At 57.2% G+C, this 19,695-nt stretch carries 14 protein-coding genes; 9 read left to right on the forward strand and 5 right to left on the reverse strand.

The features are described 5' to 3' along the window. Positions 1 to 84: 84 nt before the first annotated feature. The 4 genes from ubiB to ubiE all read right to left on the reverse strand — a co-directional run bounded on the left by ubiB (position 85) and on the right by ubiE (position 4,435). Positions 85 to 1,641 (reverse strand): ubiquinone biosynthesis regulatory protein kinase UbiB, encoded by a 1,557-nt coding sequence (gene ubiB / locus OKX01_RS16290; RefSeq protein WP_094197833.1) that lies wholly within the window; start codon positions 1,639 to 1,641, stop codon positions 85 to 87. 2 nt (positions 1,642 to 1,643) lie between these two features. Then, the gene (locus OKX01_RS16295; RefSeq protein ID WP_094197834.1) at positions 1,644 to 2,273 is read right to left on the reverse strand and encodes an SCP2 domain-containing protein; all 630 of its coding nucleotides are present in this window, start codon (positions 2,271 to 2,273) and stop codon (positions 1,644 to 1,646) included. Between the two features lie 180 nt (positions 2,274 to 2,453). Next, a complete protein-coding gene (locus OKX01_RS16300; RefSeq protein WP_094197835.1) occupies positions 2,454 to 3,446 on the reverse strand; it encodes a Tim44 domain-containing protein in 993 nt (330 codons plus the stop codon). Positions 3,447 to 3,664: 218 nt separating this feature from the next. Further along, positions 3,665 to 4,435: a bifunctional demethylmenaquinone methyltransferase/2-methoxy-6-polyprenyl-1,4-benzoquinol methylase UbiE gene (ubiE, locus tag OKX01_RS16305; RefSeq protein ID WP_108728794.1), complete on the reverse strand. Its 771-nt coding sequence runs from the start codon at positions 4,433 to 4,435 to the stop codon at positions 3,665 to 3,667. A gap of 246 nt (positions 4,436 to 4,681) precedes the next feature. Between ubiE and phoB the strand changes: the two genes are divergently transcribed. From phoB to OKX01_RS16330, 5 genes are all read left to right on the forward strand, one after another. Next, complete coding sequence (phoB, locus tag OKX01_RS16310; RefSeq protein WP_094197836.1) at positions 4,682 to 5,392, forward strand: phosphate regulon transcriptional regulator PhoB; 711 nt, start codon at positions 4,682 to 4,684, stop codon at positions 5,390 to 5,392. Between the two features lie 4 nt (positions 5,393 to 5,396). Continuing rightward, positions 5,397 to 6,695 (forward strand): phosphate regulon sensor histidine kinase PhoR, encoded by a 1,299-nt coding sequence (gene phoR, locus OKX01_RS16315; protein WP_125277788.1) that lies wholly within the window; start codon positions 5,397 to 5,399, stop codon positions 6,693 to 6,695. A gap of 80 nt (positions 6,696 to 6,775) precedes the next feature. After that, positions 6,776 to 7,207, forward strand: coding sequence for a VOC family protein (locus tag OKX01_RS16320; protein ID WP_094197838.1), 432 nt, complete (start codon positions 6,776 to 6,778; stop codon positions 7,205 to 7,207). 2 nt (positions 7,208 to 7,209) lie between these two features. Continuing rightward, the gene (pxpB, locus tag OKX01_RS16325; RefSeq protein ID WP_094197839.1) at positions 7,210 to 7,908 is read left to right on the forward strand and encodes a 5-oxoprolinase subunit PxpB; all 699 of its coding nucleotides are present in this window, start codon (positions 7,210 to 7,212) and stop codon (positions 7,906 to 7,908) included. Beyond that, positions 7,905 to 8,924, forward strand: a complete 1,020-nt coding sequence (locus OKX01_RS16330) for a biotin-dependent carboxyltransferase family protein (RefSeq protein ID WP_094197840.1) — start codon at positions 7,905 to 7,907, stop codon at positions 8,922 to 8,924. Before pxpB ends, OKX01_RS16330 begins: the two co-directional genes overlap by 4 nt. A 275-nt stretch (positions 8,925 to 9,199) precedes the next feature. Here OKX01_RS16330 and ilvA read toward each other — a convergent pair whose 3' ends face one another. Continuing rightward, a complete protein-coding gene (ilvA, locus tag OKX01_RS16335; protein WP_094197841.1) occupies positions 9,200 to 10,708 on the reverse strand; it encodes a threonine ammonia-lyase, biosynthetic in 1,509 nt (502 codons plus the stop codon). A gap of 151 nt (positions 10,709 to 10,859) precedes the next feature. On the opposite strand from ilvA, the gene OKX01_RS16340 reads away from it, so the two are divergent. The 4 genes from OKX01_RS16340 (at position 10,860) to OKX01_RS16355 (ending at position 19,511) form a co-directional block, all read left to right on the forward strand. Continuing rightward, on the forward strand, positions 10,860 to 11,402 hold the full coding sequence (locus OKX01_RS16340) for a YqaA family protein (RefSeq protein WP_094197842.1): 543 nt from the start codon (positions 10,860 to 10,862) through the stop codon (positions 11,400 to 11,402). Positions 11,403 to 11,548: 146 nt separating this feature from the next. Next, entirely contained in the window at positions 11,549 to 15,490 is a 3,942-nt protein-coding gene (locus OKX01_RS16345; protein WP_094197843.1) for a DUF3683 domain-containing protein, read from the forward strand. A gap of 306 nt (positions 15,491 to 15,796) precedes the next feature. Continuing rightward, positions 15,797 to 16,288: a HugZ family protein gene (locus OKX01_RS16350; protein WP_230019310.1), complete on the forward strand. Its 492-nt coding sequence runs from the start codon at positions 15,797 to 15,799 to the stop codon at positions 16,286 to 16,288. 421 nt (positions 16,289 to 16,709) lie between these two features. Next, entirely contained in the window at positions 16,710 to 19,511 is a 2,802-nt protein-coding gene (locus OKX01_RS16355) for an autotransporter domain-containing protein (protein WP_264672076.1), read from the forward strand. The last annotated feature ends 184 nt before the right edge of the window (positions 19,512 to 19,695 follow it).

Genomic DNA, 19,695 nt, shown 5'->3' on the forward strand with positions numbered 1-19,695 from the left:
GCGGACCTGCGTCTATCGTAGAACCTGCAGTTATCAGAAATATGTCAGCCACAAAAAAACTGACGCGTTGCGGAGAGATCACACTTATCGCCCCACCAAAGCCCAGATGGCCACACCGACCGCAAGCGCCAATACCGCACACAAGGCCGTCAGCAATCGGTTGGTCTGCTGCTGCGACTGGCGCAACAGCTTAAGTTCCTGGTTCAACGCCTGCCCTGTCTCCGGTCTATTCAAGCTGGAATAAACCAGACGCGGAAGCTGCGGCATGATCTGGGCCCACTGCCCGGCTTCCTGTTTCAAACGCGAGTAAAAGCCCGATGGACCAATACGCTGGTACATCCACTTTTCCAGATACGGTTTGGCGGTATCCCACAGATCCAGTTCCGGATCCAGGTCCCGCCCCATCCCTTCCACATTCAGAAGGGTTTTCTGCAGCAGCACCAGCTGCGGCTGAATTTCTACATTGAACCGGCGCGACGTCTGGAACAAGCGTAAAAGCACTTGCCCCAAGGAGATCTCGGACAAGGGCCGGTCAAAATACGGCTCACATACCGCGCGCACCGAACCTTCCAGCTCCTCCTCGCGAGTTTCAGGTGGCACCCAGCCGGACTCGATATGCAATTGAGCGACCCGACGATAATCGCGCCGGAAGAAAGCCAAAAAGTTTTGCGCCAGATAGTTCTTGTCGAACTCGGACAGCGAACCCACGATGCCAAAGTCCAGGGCAATGTAACGGCCCAACGATTCCGGTGCGTCCGAGACGTAAATATTACCTGGGTGCATGTCGGCATGGAAAAAACCGTCGGTAAACACCTGGGTGAAGAAAATCTCCACCCCTTTACGAGCCAGGTCTTTCAAGTCCACATTGGCGGCGCGCAAGCGGTCAATCTGGTTGACCGGGATGCCCTTCATACGGTCCATGGTGAACACAGTCGAGGCGCAATAATCCCAATGCACTTCGGGCACGATCAGCAACTCAGTCCGCTCTACATCTTTGGTGAAATTGCGGCGCAACTGACTGCAATTGGAGGCTTCACGGATCAGATCCAGCTCGTCATTCAAGTACTTGTCGAACTCGGCCACCACCTCACGCGGTTTCAGGCGACGGGCATCAGGGCCCAGGCGTTCCATAAACCCGGCCAGCACACGCATCAAGCGCAGATCTTTGTGGATGACCTCGCGCATACCAGGACGCAATACCTTGACGGCCACTTCGCGGCCATCGTGCAGCTCGGCAAAGTGAACCTGAGCAATCGACGCCGAGGCGATGGGCTCACGATCAAACTTCTTGAACAGCTCATAAGGCGACGCACCCAAGGCCTTCAGAATCGTGGCCTCGGCCACCTCGGAGGGAAAGGGAGGCACACGATCTTGCAACAAAGCCAGTTGCTCGGCGATATCCAGCGGAATCAGATCCCGGCGGGTAGAGAGCACCTGACCGAACTTGACGAAGATAGGCCCCAAGCTTTCCAGGGCCAAACGCAAGCGCACACCGCGCGGCAGCTTGGGTTTGCGACCCAGGCGCACAACGCGCAACAACCGGTAAGCCCAGGGATGGCGGATACTCGACAGCACCAGCTCGTCCAGGCGATAACGGAATACAACCAGCAAAATGGTCAGCAAACGGCACAAGGAGAACATGCTCAGGACTCCCGCCGACGCGTATCAAGACGATTCAAACGCTGGTCCAATTTGTCCAGGCGCTGAGTCAAAACGGCTGATTGCTCGCGCAGCCGGTCAAGCTCGGGACGCGTCACCAGCAAGCCACTTTCTTCAGTCAGGTATTCGCTGGCATTGCCGGCCAGACGCTGGCCCAGATCCCGCAAGCCGGTAAACGCCCGGCGCGCACCGCTAAACAGACGCACTGCCATGACATCACCAACAATTTGGGCCAGATCGTGCTCGGCATCCCAACGCAGATTAGCGGCCAGGTCCGACACCAGATTGGCCAGACCGGCTTCACCTTGCACATGCATTAACTGCGTCACTCGGCTGAAATCGCCGTCTTGCAGGATTTGAGGCAATTCGGGCAGCTTGTTCTGAGGAAGAGTCAGCGTGACATCGGGCACCACGGCAGGATGGCCCTGCTCCAGCTTTCCCTGAGAACTGATGGTGTAGACCAGTTGCAAACGGCCCACAATCAGCGAGACGGTTTTACCTGCATAGCTGCGCAAACGCTCACGCGCCCAATCCTCGCGATCAAGCAAGGCGTTAAGCAAACGCACGCCCACGGCGCCAGGTTCTAGGAATGAAGGGATACCAAGCATGTCCATGCAAGTCTACTGCCGCAGCGAGTAAACCAGTCCAATTAAAACAGCCAGTTTAACCCGACACAGACACGGCCGGATGTACAGGACGACAGGAACACGGGCAAAGGGAATCACAGAGAAGCGAGAGCGCTCATAACAGAACAGCCGCCTGGATTAGAAGGCGGCTGTTTGTATAGACAAAGATCAAGCGTTGGGGTCAACCGGGATCTGCTGAATACCAGCCAACAGCCAGCCTGCGCCATCGGCCTTGAACAGATTCCAGACTTCCTCAAAGCGGAAGGCTTCGGCACCCGCCTCTTCGCGCAACATACCGGAGTAGCGCACGCTGGCCAGATGGCCGTCGGCCACTTTCTCGATGCCCAGCAGCTCGGCATTGAGCAGAACCACTTGGGTCACGTTCTCGCCCTGGCGCTGAGCAATCTGAGGAGAGGCTTCTTTGAGCAAATCGTCGGTCAGGAAGGCACGCAGTTGTTCCACATCGCCTTTGTCCCACAGTTTCTGGATTTCCACGAACTGCGTCTTGGCATTGGCCAGGAAGGTCGGTGTGTCGAAATCACCGGGAATGAACCAGCTTTCGTCTACTGGAGGTGCGGGAACAGCGGCGGCAGCAGCGGGCTGAGCAGCAGGAGCGGCAGCAGGCGCAGGTGCTGGCGCAGCCTGTGGTTGTTGCCAGGGGCTCGGTGCCGGATCGGCATTACGCATCATGGACTGGCCACCGGCCTGTTGCATGGCAGGGCGAGCAGCCGAGCCACGGAAACGACGCACAATGAACAGAACAGCGAAGATAACCAGACCAATCAGCAAGAGGCTGGACATCATTTCCAGGAAAGCGCCGCCCAGACCCATGCTGGACAGCAAGGCAGCAATACCCAGACCTGCAGCGATACCGGCGATCGGGCCCAGGAAGCGGGACATGCCCGACTTGGCAGCGGTACCCGCTGCGGCCGTACCGGCAGCAGCAGCGCCAGCGGCAGGAGCAGCCGAACGAGTGGCATTATTCGCTGCAGCAGGAGGCGTCGCTGCCGAGCGATTGCTGGTGATATTGGAGGATTGGCGGCCAAAGCTGGATCCACCACCCATGCGACGTGCTTCCGCATCATAAGAAACGGTCAGCAAAGCGCCGGTGCTAAAGGCCAGTACAGCAGCCATGAAGTAACGAGAAAGCCGTCCAGACATAGTCACAAACTCCTGACCAGAACACGCGTTTAAGACACAGGGCTTTAAAGCCCGCGGCCAAGCCATCCCAGTCGAATATTCAAGAAAACTTACGATAAGCTGAACATTAACATGACAAGTTCTCATGCACCATGTTTTTTTTACCGTAAATGACAAGCCAAAAAACGAACGGCACCCAAAGGTGCCGCTATATATAGAGAGAGAGGGTAGGCCCGGCCTCAATCCAGGCGGATGCCTTCATGCAGCGCAGCGACACCGGCTGTCAGATTGAAATATTGCACACGCTCTAACCCCACTTCGCGCATCATGTCAGCCAGAGTGTCCTGATCGGGATGCATGCGAATGGATTCAGCCAGATAGCGATAGCTTTCCTCGTCCTTGGCGACGAATTTGCCAATGCGAGGCAGGATATTGAAGGAATACCAGTCATACGGGGCCTGCAAGGGCTTGGCCACACGGGAAAACTCCAGCACCAGCAATTTGCCGCCTGGACGCAACACCCGCTTCATTTCAGCCAGTGCGCGATCTTTATGCGTCATATTACGTAAACCAAAGGCCACCGAGACGCGATCAAAATAACCGTCAGGAAAAGGCAGGTGCTCGGCATCACAGACCGCAACAGGTGTGATGATGCCCTTGTCCTGCAAACGGTCACGCCCCACGCGCAGCATGGAGCTATTGATATCGGTATGCCAAACCTCGCCGTCGGCACCTGCCTGGCGCGCAAAGGTCTTGGTCAAATCGCCCGTTCCCGCCGCGATATCCAGCACTTTCATGCCGGGGCGTACAGCCGCTCGACCGATAGTGAAGGCTTTCCAGATACGGTGCAGGCCGCCCGACATCAGATCGTTCATAATGTCGTAATTATTAGCCACCGAATGAAAGACTTGGGCAACTTTGCCCGCTTTTTCACTTTCAGCGACGGTTTGAAAGCCAAAGTGCGTATCGGCGTGCTGGGCGGTAGGGTGTTGAGGACGCTGTTTTTCCATAATGGCATAATCGTAACGCAGATTTCCCGGTACAGAAACGAAAATCCAGCTCGCTGAGCGCTGCCCTTTTTTACACATTCACAAACCTGAAACATTAACGCCATATGATGGCGTTATTACGTGCAGTCAGGGATTGAAGCGCCCCCTGTGTTTCTCTTGAGTCGCCTGACTACCAGTCGCTCAAGTGCAATACAAACAGCCTGCCTGACCATCTTTTATTTTTATCGGACCAGCCTGAAGCTAACAATGAGTACAAGCATATTAGTCGTGGAAGATGAGCCTGCAATCCAGGAGCTGATCTCTGTCAATCTGTCCTTTGCCGGCCATAAAGTGCTGCGCGCCTTCGATGCCGAACAAGCCCAGATCCTCATTCGCGCCGAGCTGCCTGATTTGATTCTGGTGGACTGGATGCTACCCGGCTCCTCAGGCATTAACCTGGCCCGCAAACTGCGCTCGGACGAACGTACCCGTCATATCCCAGTCATCATGCTGACGGCAAAAGGCTCGGAGCAGGACAAGGTCGATGGTCTGGAAGCCGGCGCGGACGATTACATCACCAAGCCCTTTTCGCCCAAAGAACTGATTGCCCGCATCAAGGCTGTGTTGCGCCGCCGCGCACCTCAGCTAACCGATGACGTAATCTCCATTGGCGACCTGCAGTTGGACCCCAGCACGCACCGCTTGTCCAGCCAGGGTATGGCACTGACCATTGGGCCTACCGAGTTTCGCCTGCTGCATTTCTTCATGACGCACACCGAACGTGTCTTCACCCGCTCCCAACTGCTGGATCAGGTCTGGGGCGACCACGTGTTTGTGGAAGAGCGCACAGTAGACGTCCATATCCGTCGCTTGCGCAAGGCGCTGGAGCCTAGCGGACACGACAAACATATTGAAACGATCCGTGGCTCGGGCTATCGTTTTGCCCTTTCTCCTCTGGAAAAGGCCCCAAGCGCCTGATCCCATGTTCAGCATATTTACGTCTATTGTTATCTGGGCCCTGTTGGGCAGCCTGATCGGCTGGTGGCTCGGGCCATTCATCGGTCTGGCCTTGTTTTGCGGCGGCCTGTTAATGCTGATTTTCATCAGCACCTTGCAGTTGTCCCGCGTTGAGCGCTGGACCCGTAACCTGAGTGATCCCCCTCCTCCCGCCATTGGCCCCTGGGACGCCATTCTGGCCCCCATCTATCGCCAGTTGCGCCGTGACCGGCAAGAAATTCAGGAGCTGAATCGCTACGTGGATGGCATCATGATGGCCGCCGAGGCCCTGCCCGACGGTGCCATCACCCTGAACGGGGAAATGGAGCTGCAGTGGTGCAATCAGACCGCCTGTGAGCACATCGGCCTGAATCTGGCCACGGACCGTCATCACAGCATCTTCAATATCTTGCGCGAACCCGAGTTTTCCCGTTACGCCCGCCAACCCCAATGGGACGGCCCATTGTTGCTGCACCTGAGCAAAGACGGACGCGAACGCTCCTTGCTACTGCAATTGACACCCTATGGCCTGGGCCAGTTCCTGATCGTGACCCGCGATGTCACCCAGGTTGAAATGCTGGAGACCACCCGCAAAGACTTTGTGGCCAATGTCTCCCATGAGCTGCGTACCCCCTTGACGGTCCTGCTGGGGTTTCTGGAAACCTTGCAGGACATGCCGGCCGAGAGCCTGCCGTTGGAGCAGCGTCAGCGTTACGAGCAAATGATGCTGGAGCAGACCCGTCACATGCAGTCGATTGTGTCCGACTTGTTAACCTTGTCGACACTGGAATCCTCGCCCACGGTGGAAGGGGAAACCGTGCAGGTCAGCCAATTGATTGAAAGCGCGCTGAAACAAGGCGAGGCCATCTCCGGCGGACAACACAGCTTTGTCACGGACATTGATCCGCGTATTGCCATTCAGGGCATGGAAACCGAATTAAGCTCGGCCGTCTCCAACCTGATTACCAATGCAGTGCGCTATACCCCCAAGGACGGCACCATCACTGTGCGCTGGTATTTGAATGACAGCGGCGAGGCCTGTTATTCCGTCCAGGACACGGGTATCGGCATTGCTGCCCAGGACATTCCCCGCCTGACCGAGCGCTTTTACCGCGTGGACAAGGGCCGTTCGCGCTCCACAGGCGGCACGGGCCTGGGCCTGGCCATTACCAAACACATCATCGTGCGACATAATGCCGAACTGCAAATTCAAAGCCGTCTGGGAGTAGGCAGCGTGTTTATGTTGCGTTTCCCCAAGAGTCGGGTTCGACTGCAGGACTGCTAGAACATGTGGGGCCATATTGGTCCTACAATAAACGGCTCTGAAGACCACGTTGGCGGATTTATGCCGCACAGGAGCCAAGCATGTCCAATACCCATGAGCTGCGCCCTTTCCACCTTGCTTTTCCGGTCCATGATCTGGCCGTTGCACGCCAGTTCTATGGCCAGACATTAGGCTGTCCCGAAGGCCGATCCTCTGATCAGTGGATCGACTTCAATTTCTACGGCCACCAGATTGTGGCTCATCTGGCTCCTTCAGAATGCGGCAGCAATGCCACCAGTGCGGTAGACGCTCACAACGTGCCCGTGCGTCACTTTGGTGTCGTGCTGGATATGCCCACCTGGCAAACCCTGGCTGACAAGCTGGTTGCCGCTGGCACCCAATTTGTGATCGAACCCTATATCCGTTTCAAGGGCGAGCCTGGCGAGCAAGCTACCATGTTTTTCATGGACCCATCGGGCAACGCCCTGGAATTCAAAGCCTTCAACAGCCTGGACTCCCTTTTCGCCAAATAAAGATGCACAAAACCTGGCTACTTACCGAACAAGGCGACCGCTGTTTGCTCGTGCAATTCAGCGGTGAGCTTTCTTTGGAGACCGGTTTGCGCTGCACCCGCGCCGCACGCTTGCTGCGCGACCACGCGCCCGCCTGTGTCCGTGATCTGGTCCCCAGCTTTACTGCGGTTGCCATCCACTTTTATCCGGATGGCAGCAGCGACCAGCTCGCCCGTTTGCACGACTATGTTCACCAGGCACTGGCCGAGCTGGATGCCAGCCAGGATCAGGCTGCCCCCGGTGCCCTGGTGGATATTCCCGTCTGTTACGGCGGCCCCTTCGGCCCCGACCTGCCCGCCATTGCCGAGCAGTTGAGACTGAGCCAGGAACAAGTCATTGAACTGCACAGCAGTCAAGTACAACTGGTATTTATGGTGGGCTTTGCGCCCGGTGCCCCCTATGTGGGCATCTTGCCCGAACAACTGAATGTGCCGCGCCGTGCCACCCCCCGCACCGTACTGCCCAAAGGCTCGGTAGCCATTGCCAACCAGCAAACCATTATTTACCCCAACGAATCTCCTGGCGGCTGGCATTTGATTGGCCGCTCGCCAGTTAGCCTGTTCGACGCCCGGCGCTCCCCCGCTGCCCTGCTCGCCCCCGGTGACCAAGTGCGCTTTGTGCCCCTGCCTCACGAACAGTTTGATCACTGGACACCTGCATGACGGTACATATCCTCAAGCCAGGCATGATGAGCAGCCTGCAAGACCGAGGTCGGTATGGGCACCAACACCTGGGGGTTTCACCCAGCGGTGCCATGGATGAACGCGCACACCGGCTCGCCCATTTGCTGGCAGGCAATACCGTTGCACAAGACCTGGCCAGCCTGGAAATTACCGTACAGGGCCCAAGCCTGCGGTTTGACGCACCCGCCCTGTTTGTCCTGACCGGCGCGGAGATGAATGCCAGCCTGGACGGTCAGCCCGTGGCAGTGCTGCGCCCTACTCTGGCGCGCGCCGGACAGACACTGACCATGCAGTCCGTCAAACCCGGCCAAGGTGCCCGCAGCTACCTGTCTGTCTACGGCGGTTTTCAAGTCGAATCCTTGCTGGGTAGCCAAAGCACCCATATGCGCGTTGGTCTGGGTGGTTTTGAAGGTCGCGCCTTGAAAAAGGGCGATCAGATTCAACTGGCTCGGCCCCTGCCCAATCAGGAAGCGACACTGAACAAGCTGCAAGCCGTACTGGATGAGCTACGGATTTACATGCCTGCTGCACTGGCCTTGGCCCCGCGAGAACGCCTGCGTGTCATGTTGGATCAAGCCGATTTGTTCACTGACGAGTCACTGGAACTGTTTCAAAGCCAAAGCTACCGTATCAGCCCCGCCTCGGAACGCATGGGCTATCGCCTGGAAGGTCAGCCATTACAGCGTAAAACGGCTAAAGAGCTGCTCTCCGCCCCCACCTGCTTTGGAACGATTCAAGTCCCCAACGACGGCCAGCCCATTGTGCTGATGGCCGACCGGCAAACTACCGGGGGCTATCCACGAATCGGACAGGTTGCCAGCGTGGATCTAGCTCAAATTGCACAGCGCCTGCCTGGGCAGAATCTGGGCTTTGAAGTGGTGAGCCCAGAGCAGGCTCATGCGCTGTCCGCTCGTCAGGAACAAGCCTTTACACGGCTAAATGACAGCCTGGAACCGTTGCGGCAAGCCTTAGAGCAGTGTGTAGCACAGGTTTGACACAACAAGCGTAGACTGCGTGTCTAGGGCTGAACTACGCCTGCTTCCAAGCGGCCCTCAGGCCACAAACCAACAGCGCAACCTGGCACAAGCACCTCTGTTAAGCGTGGCGATGGGCTGCCAGCTAATCCCCCCTTGTTATCAGGCAATACGCCGCTGCACCTGCAATCATCACGCTCAGATTTCAAATAAAAAACACCTCGCCTTAACAAGCGAGGTGTTTTTGTTCTGACAACTCTGCACGACGCCATAGTGGTGGGGCGCCGTCCATTGACTTACAAAAACAACTTGTAAGCCGGGTTGTCCGTCTCGTCCCAGTGCGGATAGCCCAAATTGCCCAGGAAAGTCTTGAACTCTTTCTTGTCCGAAGGCGGCACCTGGATACCGATCAGGATACGGCCATAGTCATCGCCCTGATTACGGTAGTGAAACAAGCTGATATTCCAGTCCTGATTCATGCTGGACAGGAATTTACGCAAGGCGCCAGGGCGCTCTGGAAACTCGAAACGAAGCAGGACTTCGTTCGTAGCCTGGCTGGACACTCCACCCACCATGTGACGCACATGGGTTTTGGCCAGCTCGTTGCCCGTCAGATTCAAGGTACCAAAGCCTTTCTTGACGAAACGATCCTCCAGCTTTTCAATTTCCGCTTCCGAAGAAATCGACATCCCCACAAAGACGTGCGCCTTTTCCATGTTGGACATGCGGTAATTGAACTCAGTCACCGAACGAGTCCCCAGGGCATCACAAAGGCGACGAAAACTACCTTTGGCCTCGGGAATCGTCAAGGCAAACAAGGCTTCACGAGCCTGACCCACATCCGCACGGTCTGCCACCATACGCATACGATCAAAGTTCATGTTCGCGCCGGACGTTACCGCGATCAGTGTCTTGTTCTTGAGCTTGTTTTGAGCTGCGTAGCGCTTGGCGCCGGCCAAAGCCAGAGCGCCGGCTGGTTCCAGCACGCTACGCGAGTCCTGGAACACATCTTTGATAGCCGCGCAAATCGCGTCGGTATCCACAATGACAAAGTCATCTACATACTGGCGCACCAGACGGAAGGTTTCCGACCCCACTTGCTTGACAGCAGTGCCATCGGAAAACAAACCCACGTCCGACAAATTCACACGTCGACCCGCTTTGATACTGCGCACCATGGCACAGGAATCTTCGGTCTGCACGCCAATTACTTTGATTTCGGGGCGCAGGGCCTTGATGTACGTTGCCACGCCGGCTGCCAGACCACCACCGCCAATCGCGACAAAGACCGCTTCAATCGGGCCGGGGTGCTGTTGCAGGATTTCCATGGCCACCGTGCCCTGCCCGGCGATCACATCAGGATCATCAAAGGGATGCACAAAGGTCAGGCCTTCGCTCTTTTGCAGTTCCAAAGCGTGCTGGTAGGAGTCCGAGTAGCTCTCGCCCGCCAGGACCACTTCGCCGCCCAGATTGCGCACACCGTCAATCTTGACTTGCGGCGTGGTGGTTGGCATCACAATAACGGCGCGGCAGCCCAGCTTGCGCGCTGACATGGCCACGCCTTGTGCGTGGTTGCCAGCCGAAGCGGCCAGTACACCCCGTTTTAATTCAGCGGCCGACAGATTGGCCATCTTGTTATAGGCACCGCGCAGCTTGAAGCTAAAAACAGGCTGATAGTCTTCACGCTTGAGCAGTACCGTGTTACTAATTCGTGCCGATACCTGGGGAGCGGGTTCAAGTGGTGTTTCGATGGCAACATCGTACACTTTCGAGGTCAGAATTCGCTTTAGGTAATCGTTCGACATTTCTCAGGCTTCAATTAACAGCCGGTTTGCCACCAAGGCCAGTCGCAGGCCCCTGCCTGAGACTGCTCACCGGGAAAGAAAAACAGAATACCATAGGCAGATGCCCTAACTGGCGTCCATTACTCTCTTCAAACACCCATCCACTTTACTTATGCAAGCCTGGATCTCTGATCTTATTTCGTGGCTCTTGACCACCCTGTCTCTGCCCGAAATCGGTTTAAGTGCCATTTTCATCGTCAGTCTGGTCTCGGCTACTCTCCTTCCCCTAGGCTCGGAGCCTGCGGTGTTCGCCTATATCAACCTGGCCCCGGATATGTTTTGGCCTGCGGTACTGGTGGCCACGGTAGGCAATACGGCTGGCGGGGCGATCAGCTATGCCACTGGCCTGGCTGCCGAAAAAGCGTACGAAGCCTGGCGCGAAAAGCACCCGCAAAACACCGAGGACGGAAACACGCCCAAGAACAAGGCCGCTGGTCGCTGGCACGAGCTGGGGCAACGCTGGCTGACCCGCATGGGCCCGCCCGCTCTGCTCCTGTCCTGGCTACCGGTTGTAGGTGACCCCCTGTGTGCCGTCGCCGGTTGGCTACGCCTGCCGTTTTGGCCCAGCCTGTTTTACATGGCGGTGGGAAAACTGGCGCGCTACATCACCATGACTGCGGGTCTGCTGTGGATTTTCCCCAAATTGGGTTGGTAATTTGCTGCAAACTGGCTGCAAAGCACCTCTTATCCCTGACTTGCCCATGTAGTAAGGGGGCAGCCTGGCTACGATTCGTATACACTTGTCTTTTGCCTATCTGCTCCTCGCTGAGCCGCCCTTGACGGGCCTTGCCAACTATCGCCATGAACGCCCCCATTGCAAGCAAGCACCTGGCTGCCCAGGCACGCAACACCGACACGCCGCGCCTGCGTGAAATCCCCTACAACTACACCTCTTACTCGGACCGGGAAATTATCCTGCGACTGCTGGGTGAGGAAGCCTGGGAAAAGCTGTCTGAGCTACGCTCTGAACGCCGCACCGGCCGCTCCGCACGCATGCTGTTTGAAGTGCTGGGTGACATCTGGGTTGTCAAACGCAACCCTTATTTGCAGGACGATCTGCTGGATAATCCCAAGCGCCAACGTCAACTGATCGAAGCCTTGAATCATCGCTTGAACGAAATCGACCAGCGCCGAGACAGCGCCGTACCCGATCGCGATGCCAAGGTTTTGCGGCTGTTGCACGCTGCCCGTGGCGCCGTGGCCGCATTCGAACAGGAATTTACCGATACTCGCGAGCTACGCCAGAAAATCGTGCGCTCCCTGTCGCGCCTGACCGCCAAGGACAACATCAAGTTCGATGGTCTATCGCGCGTCTCGCACGTCACTGACGCAACCGACTGGCGCGTGGAATATCCCTTTGTCGTGCTCACCCCAGACCACGAAAACGAGATGGCCGCGCTGGTCCGTGCCTGTATTGAATTGAAGCTGACCATCATCCCACGTGGGGGTGGTACGGGTTATACGGGCGGTGCTATTCCACTTAGCTGGCGCTCGGTGGTGATCAATACCGAAAAGCTCGATGCCATTGGCAAGCCCGAACAAACCACGCTACCTGGCATGAACGAACCCGTCACCACCATCCTGACCGGTGCTGGCGTAGTAACACGCCGTGTGGCGGATGCCGCCGAAGCGGCTGGTGCCGTTTTCGCAGTGGACCCGACCTCGGCCGACGCCTCCTGTGTCGGTGGCAACATCGCCATGAACGCGGGCGGAAAAAAAGCCGTTCTATGGGGTACCGCGCTGGACAACCTCGCCTGGTGGCGCATGGTCGATGCCCAGGGCAACTGGCTGGAAGTGACCCGTCTTGAACACAATATGGGCAAGATCCACGACGTGGAAATGGCTCATTTTGAAGTCAAATGGTTTGATGGCCGTTACGCCCCTGGTGCCCAGTTGCTGCGCAGCGAAACCCTGCATATTGAAGGCCGGCGCTTTCGCAAGGAAGGTCTGGGGAAAGACGTTACCGACAAATTCCTGGCTGGCCTGCCCGGTATTCAGAAAGAAGGCTGTGATGGTCTGATCACGCAGGCCCGCTGGGTACTGCACCGCATGCCTGCGCATACACGCACCGTCTGTATGGAGTTTTTCGGCCAGGCCAAACAGGCCGTACCCTCCATTGTGGAAGTCATTGACTACCTGAACGGTGAAGGCAAGCGTATCGGCGCGATTCTGGCCGGTCTGGAACACCTGGACGAACGCTATCTGCGTGCCGTGGGCTATGCCACCAAGAGCAAGCGCGACGGCCTGCCCAAAATGGTCTTGATTGGCGACATCGTAGGCGACGACCCTGATGCCGTGGCCACCGCTGCCTCCGAGGTAGTGCGTCTGGCCAATGGCCGCTCCGGTGAAGGGTTTGTGGCCGTCAGCGCCGAAGCCCGCAAGAAGTTCTGGGCCGACCGTGCCCGTACCGCTGCCATTGCCCGCCATACCAACGCCTTCAAGATCAACGAAGACGTGGTGATCCCCCTGCGCCGCATGGGTGAATACACCGAAGAAATCGAACGCATCAATATTGAGCTGTCCACGGACAACAAGCTGCGCTTGACCCGTGAACTGGAAGATTTCCTGCAAGGCGATCTGCCCGTAGGCAAGATCGAAGACCACAACGACGCCGAGCACACACGCGAAGAGATCCTGAACGAGCGTCGTCACGATGCCCTGCAAATCGTACGCACTGTACGCCAGCGCTGGCAGTGGCTGCAGGACAATCTGGACAAGCCGCTGAAGGACTCGCAAGCTGAGCTGGCCGAGATTGGCGTACCGCTGGAAAGCACCGCTATCGACGCGCGTTTGCAAGAAGACCCGAACACCTCGATTTTCCAACTATTGCAGGATCACACGATCCGCACGTCCTGGAAGAGCGAGATTCGTGAAAACCTGGAACACATTTTCCCTGGTGCCGACTGCGCTGCCGTACTGACCGAACTGCAGGCTATTCACGACCGTGTGCTGAAAAGCCGTGTGTTTGTGGCTCTGCACATGCACGCCGGTGACGGTAACGTACACACCAATATCCCCGTGAACTCGGACGACTACGGCATGCTGCAGCAGGCCAATGTCACCGTGGCTCGCATCATGCAAATTGCGCGTGGTCTGGACGGTGTGATCTCCGGTGAGCACGGTATTGGTTTGACCAAATACGAGTTCCTGACGCAAGAAGAGCTGGATCCCTTCCAGAACTACAAGCGCGAAGTGGACCCGAACAACCACTTCAACGCCGGCAAGCTGATGCCCGGTGCGGATTTGAGCCGCGCCTGGACGCCCAGCTTCAACCTGCTGGGCCACGAATCGCTGATCATGCAGCGCAGCGAAATCGGCTCCATTTCCCACGCCATCAAGGACTGCTTGCGTTGCGGCAAGTGCAAACCAGTCTGTGCCACCCACGTGCCACGGGCCAACCTGCTGTACTCGCCCCGCAACAAGATTCTGGCCACCTCTTTGCTGATCGAAGCCTTCCTGTACGAAGAGCAAACGCGTCGCGGGATCAGCCTGAAGCATTGGGAAGAGTTTGAAGACGTGGGCGACCACTGCACCCTGTGCCACAAGTGCTACAACCCCTGTCCGGTGGATATCGACTTTGGCGATGTATCCATGGAAATGCGTTCCTTGTTAAAACGCATGGGCAAGAAGTCCTTTAATCCGGGCTCGGCAGCGGCCATGTTCTTTTTGAACGCCAAAGATCCACGCGTCATCAAAGCGACTCGAACCGCCATGATCGAAGTGGGTTACAAAGCCCAGCGTGCTGCACACAATCTGCTGGCAGCTCCCGCCCGCAAACAGGTCAGCGCCCCGCCTGCCACCATTGGCAAGGCCCCTATTCGTGAACAGGTCATCCACTTCATCAACCGCAAGATGCCTGGTGGCCTGCCCAAGCAGACGGCTCGTAAATTGCTGGATATCGAGAACTCGGATTACGTGCCTATCATCCGTAATCCTGAAGCCACCTCGGTGGACTCAGAAGCCGTGTTCTACTTCCCCGGCTGTGGTTCGGAGCGTTTGTTCTCACAAGTAGGCCTGGCAACCCAGGCCATGCTCTGGCATGTAGGCGTACAGACGGTTCTGCCTCCTGGCTACCTGTGCTGTGGCTACCCGCAGCGCGGCAGCGGTCAAAGCGACAAGGCCGAGAAGATCATCACCGACAACCGTGTGCTGTTCCACCGCATGGCCACCACCCTGAACTACCTGGACATCAAAACCGTGGTGGTCAGCTGTGGTACCTGTTACGACCAGTTGGCGGGCTACGAATTCGACAAGATCTTCCCCGGTTGCCGCCTGATCGACATCCACGAATACCTGCTGGAAAAAGGCTTGAAACTGGAAGATGTGCAAGGCGTGCGCTACATGTACCACGACCCTTGCCACAGCCCCATGAAGCTGCAAGACCCCATGAAAACAGTCAAATCCTTGGTGGGCGACAGTACCATCAAGGCAGACCGTTGCTGTGGTGAGTCGGGCACGCTGGCTGTGTCGCGTCCGGATATCTCCACACAAATCCGTTTCCGCAAGCACGAAGAACTGCAGAAGAACCAGGATGCTGTTCGCGCCGATGGCTTCCAGGGCGAAGTCAAAGTGCTGACCTCCTGTCCGTCCTGCCTGCAAGGTTTGTCCCGTTACGAGGACGAAACCAAGATGGATGCGGACTACATCGTGGTGGAAATGGCCAAGCACATGCTGGGCGAGAACTGGATGGCGGACTACGTACGTCGTGCCAACGATGGTGGTATTGAGCGCGTTCTGGTGTAAACCATACGCCTCCCCCCCCCTGAACAGGCCGGCTTTATGTCGGCCTGTTTCGTCAGTGGTATGGGGGTATTTTTTTCGCTGGGCCGCTCTCGAGATAAAAGCACCCTCTTGGAGAGCAGCAAGCCGAAGGCGCAACATCAGGGATTTTTTCCTGGCTGGGCCATTCCAACAGTAAATTCGCCCTTCAACGAGCAACACGACGACGGTACTGCGAAGAGCCTTGTCTGCCGGACCGCCCAAGGTAAAACCCTCGGGCGCATCAAGCCCACAGCGCAGTGTGGGAGCTTTTTCAGAATAGGTGTTTTTATGTCTGTTGATGATCCATTGCTAATCAGCCTGCAGGCCCTGCTCCAAAGCGAACGCACTGCGTCTTTGGGCACACTCAGCAATCAGGGATTGCCGGTAGTCTCCCGCGTCCCCTTTGCGATCTGCCCCGAACAAGCCAGCATCATCATCCACATCAGCGAAATGGCGGCTCACACCCGTTATTTGCTACAACGCCCCGATGCCAGCCTGATGATCAGCCAAAGCGAACACGGTCAGGATGCCGTCCATGACCTACCCCGCGTCACCTTTCAGATGCTGGCTCGCAAACTGGAGCGCGAGCAGCCCGACTGGGAACAAGCCAAGCAGGCCTATACCGCCCGCTTTCCCGATATGGAGTTTCTGAGCAGTTTCACGGACTTCCATTTCTTCGCGCTGGACCTGGTCAGGGTGCGCCATATTGCCGGGTTTGCAGCGGCACGGACCTTGAAACCTGAACTGGTACGCGCCTTGCTGGCCGAGCCTGTGGCCTGAGATTCCACGGACTGAAATCACAGCAAGCCTTGAAAGCGTTAGTGCCCGGCTACAGCCATAGCCCCTCAAAAAAGCACCTTAAAACAGCAACAAACTCTGGGGCCTTCGCCTCTTGCAAGGCCCACACCTCGCCCAACATGTTGTGGGCTCTACAACAAAGTCATCACCAACTGGTTTTCAGATACAGAAATCAGATCATCAATTAAACGCCTTGTTCACAGGAAGAATCGCCACTCTCCCTGCAGGCTCTGCCGATTCAGTCGCACGTTTTCGCATGCTTCAAACGCTAAACATGACAAAACGTAAATTTGACCGCTATAAGATTCAACAGCTACGACGTTAAATAGCACGCATGGACCCGACAACACGACCTCACAACGAGTTGCCGCCACGCATAGAAAAACACCCTGGAGAGGAAGAGATGTCGAACAAGAGACGCAGCACCTATGTGCTGGTGCAAATGGCCTTATTGAGCCTGGTTTTGCCTGGCACCGCCCACGCGGAACCAGATAGCTCGCTGCAACAATGGCGGACTAAGGAATACAAACGTCAGCCTGGCCTGGACATGGTCAATGCCGCCAAAGCCTATTCGCTGGGCTTTACCGGCAAGGGCGTCACGGTCGGCTATCTGGACTCAGGCATTGAGGCCAAGCACCCTGAGTTTGCTCACGCTATTGCGGGGGGCTTTGACTTCAACACGAATACCGCCTACACCAACGGCCAAGGCATCGACTCCAACCCTCCGTCAGGCCACGGCAGCCACGTTGCAGGCATTATCGGCGCACGTCGTGACGGCGTTGGCATGCATGGTGTCGCGTTCAACAGTCAGCTTTTTTCCGTCGCTTACGACGGCACGGATGAGGACGACGACATGCTTGGCAATGATCCTTATGAACCAGACCCACGTGAAGCGGCCGCCGCCTTTGATCGCGTTGCCTCACAAGGCTGGAACTATTTGGCGCAGTTCAAGTTGCCCATCATCAACAGCAGCTTGGGAGTCAATGGCTGCAATAATGTCAGTTCCCCACCTCCGTGCAATGTCGTGGATTATGGCTCACCCGAAGGTGTGCTGGATTGGCAGCCGCTGGCTATCGAGGCTTTTCACAACAGCGTAGATGCAGGCTCCCTGATGGTATTTGCCACCGGCAATGAATCGCAGGACCACCCCGACCTGCTGGCTGGCTCCCCCTACTGGTTTCCTGAACTAAAAGATAACTGGCTGGCGGTTACGGCCCTGGGTGAGGATGGATCTTTAGCCTCCTATGCGAACAAATGCGGCGTGGCAGCCGAGTGGTGTCTGGCCGCCCCAGGGGGTGACGACAAGCCCGGAATCAATTCGGTCAATTCCTCGGGTGGCTATATCGCTTTTAGCGGCACCTCCATGGCCTCCCCGCATGTCGCGGGTGGAGCGGCTTTGGTGAAGGAGGCTTTCCCTTATTTCACCGCTTACCATTTGCAGCAAACCCTGCTGACTACCGCCACCGACATGGGCGACCCCAGCATTTACGGCTGGGGTTTAATGAACGTGGGTAAGGCCGTGCAAGGCCCCGCACAATTCACCCGTCTGTTCGATGTGGACACGCTGGGCTACCACTCCACCTTCGCCAATGACATCAGCGGTATCGGAGGGTTGCACAAGCGCGGTTACGGCTCTCTGGAGCTGAGCGGTAACAACAGCTATACCGGCGACACCACCGTCAGCGGAGGTCGTCTGGCCGTCAATGGCACGCTGGCCTCTGCCGTAACCGTCGAGCGTGAGGGAACGCTGGGTGGTTCCGGTACGGTCTCCAAGGTTGATAACTACGGCACCCTGGCTCCAGGCAACTCAGTTGGCACCCTGACCGTCAGCGGCGACTATACCGCCCATGCCGGTTCGGTGCATGAACTGGAAGTCGGCCCCGCAGGTGCGACCGATCGTCTGGTGGTTGGCGGTGCAGCCCATATAGACGGCACCCTGAAACTGGCTGGTGGCCCCTTCCGCCAGAACGTGGCCTATTCCTTCATGGACGCAGCCAATGGGGTGACAGGTCAGTACAGCCACATTACGTACGACATGGCCTTCTTGTCGCCAACGCTGCTCTACGGCCCCAGCCTGTCCTTGATGATCAAACGCAATGACACGCCGTTCGCTGCGTTTGCCAATACAAGTAACCAGAAAGCCGTGGCCAATGCCTTGGATACCGGCTCGGACCAACCGCCAGCCGCTATGGCTGAACTGTATGACACGGTGCTCAATGCACAATCCGGCAGCGTGGCAGGCTACATGGAGCAGCTACAAGGTCAGATCCATGCCGGCACCACCTCGGCGCTGCTCAGCAATGGCGACCTGCTGCCGCGCACCTTGGGCAAACAAGCCTCAAGCGCACGTAATACAACCGGCAAAGAGACCGTCCTGTGGGCTGAAGTGATCCATCAACAACGAGATCTGGACGGTGACGACAACAGCCAGGATGTACGCCACAAAGTGGGCGGTCTATTCCTAGGCGGGGATACGGCTATCGGCGAGCAAGGCTGGCGTATAGGTGCCTCCTTGGGCTATCTGGAAAACCGCATCAAGCTGGATGATCGCCGTCAGACCTCGCGCAGCAATAGCTACAGCGCAGCCCTGTACGGGACGCAGGCTTGGGAGCTAGGTTCAGGTAGCCTGAATGTGCTGGCTGGTGGTGCTTACACACGCCACAGCCTGGACAGCGAACGCTCCATCTCCGTTCATCAATACGAAACGCTGAAGGCTGACTACAAGGCGCACAGCATTCAGGCCTTTGCCCAACTGGGTTACCGCATGCCAGTCAGCCCACGCGCCAGCGTAGAGCCTTATGCCAGCGTCAATTGGCACCAACTACGCCACGGCTCCTTCAGTGAATCGGGTGGCCAAGCCGCCTTGCGTGGCGACTCGCAACGCCAGAACCTGAGTACCGTCACATTGGGTCTGCGCGGCACCACGGAACTGGACCTGTCCAAAACCACCTTGTCCCTGAGCGCCGGTTTGGGCTGGCGTCATGCCCTGGGTGACACCACACCCGAGCGTGAACTGGCCTTTGCGGCTTTGCCCGGCAGCAGCTTCCGCGTAAGCGGCGCGCCTATCGCCAAGAATGCTGCTGTCGCCGAGCTGGGCGCCGAGCTGAAAGCCGGCAAAAGCACCTCCTTCGGTCTGAACTACCAGGGACAGTTTGGTCGTAATCAGGATCATGCGGGCTCTCTGTTCATGAAGGTGCGTTTCTGATTTAAGGCCCCGAGGCGGGGTTGGCGTTCCGCCGATCCCGCGGCAGGCATAACAGACCGCCATCAAGAATCCCTGCGATGCGCGTGCATGACAGGGGCCCCACAAGAACACGATCTCGACAATACAGCAGCCCATAACTGCCGGATTAAACGGCTATGCCGTTAAATGACAGATGCCTTGAGAA

Origin of the sequence: Alcaligenes sp. SMD-FA (assembly GCF_025960365.1) — a bacterium.
GTDB classification, from domain to species: domain Bacteria; phylum Pseudomonadota; class Gammaproteobacteria; order Burkholderiales; family Burkholderiaceae_B; genus Alcaligenes; species Alcaligenes aquatilis.

What these genes read in the sequence shown, in the direction of transcription:
- ubiB (WP_094197833.1), bottom strand. Translation starts at nt 1,641, where the DNA reads ATGTTCTCCTTGTGCCGTTTGCTGACCATTTTGCTGGTTGTATTCCGT.
- OKX01_RS16295 (WP_094197834.1), bottom strand. Translation starts at nt 2,273, where the DNA reads ATGGACATGCTTGGTATCCCTTCATTCCTAGAACCTGGCGCCGTGGGC.
- OKX01_RS16300 (WP_094197835.1), bottom strand. Translation starts at nt 3,446, where the DNA reads ATGTCTGGACGGCTTTCTCGTTACTTCATGGCTGCTGTACTGGCCTTT.
- ubiE (WP_108728794.1), bottom strand. Translation starts at nt 4,435, where the DNA reads ATGGAAAAACAGCGTCCTCAACACCCTACCGCCCAGCACGCCGATACG.
- phoB (WP_094197836.1), top strand. Translation starts at nt 4,682, where the DNA reads ATGAGTACAAGCATATTAGTCGTGGAAGATGAGCCTGCAATCCAGGAG.
- phoR (WP_125277788.1), top strand. Translation starts at nt 5,397, where the DNA reads ATGTTCAGCATATTTACGTCTATTGTTATCTGGGCCCTGTTGGGCAGC.
- OKX01_RS16320 (WP_094197838.1), top strand. Translation starts at nt 6,776, where the DNA reads ATGTCCAATACCCATGAGCTGCGCCCTTTCCACCTTGCTTTTCCGGTC.
- pxpB (WP_094197839.1), top strand. Translation starts at nt 7,210, where the DNA reads ATGCACAAAACCTGGCTACTTACCGAACAAGGCGACCGCTGTTTGCTC.
- OKX01_RS16330 (WP_094197840.1), top strand. Translation starts at nt 7,905, where the DNA reads ATGACGGTACATATCCTCAAGCCAGGCATGATGAGCAGCCTGCAAGAC.
- ilvA (WP_094197841.1), bottom strand. Translation starts at nt 10,708, where the DNA reads ATGTCGAACGATTACCTAAAGCGAATTCTGACCTCGAAAGTGTACGAT.
- OKX01_RS16340 (WP_094197842.1), top strand. Translation starts at nt 10,860, where the DNA reads ATGCAAGCCTGGATCTCTGATCTTATTTCGTGGCTCTTGACCACCCTG.
- OKX01_RS16345 (WP_094197843.1), top strand. Translation starts at nt 11,549, where the DNA reads ATGAACGCCCCCATTGCAAGCAAGCACCTGGCTGCCCAGGCACGCAAC.
- OKX01_RS16350 (WP_230019310.1), top strand. Translation starts at nt 15,797, where the DNA reads ATGTCTGTTGATGATCCATTGCTAATCAGCCTGCAGGCCCTGCTCCAA.
- OKX01_RS16355 (WP_264672076.1), top strand. Translation starts at nt 16,710, where the DNA reads ATGTCGAACAAGAGACGCAGCACCTATGTGCTGGTGCAAATGGCCTTA.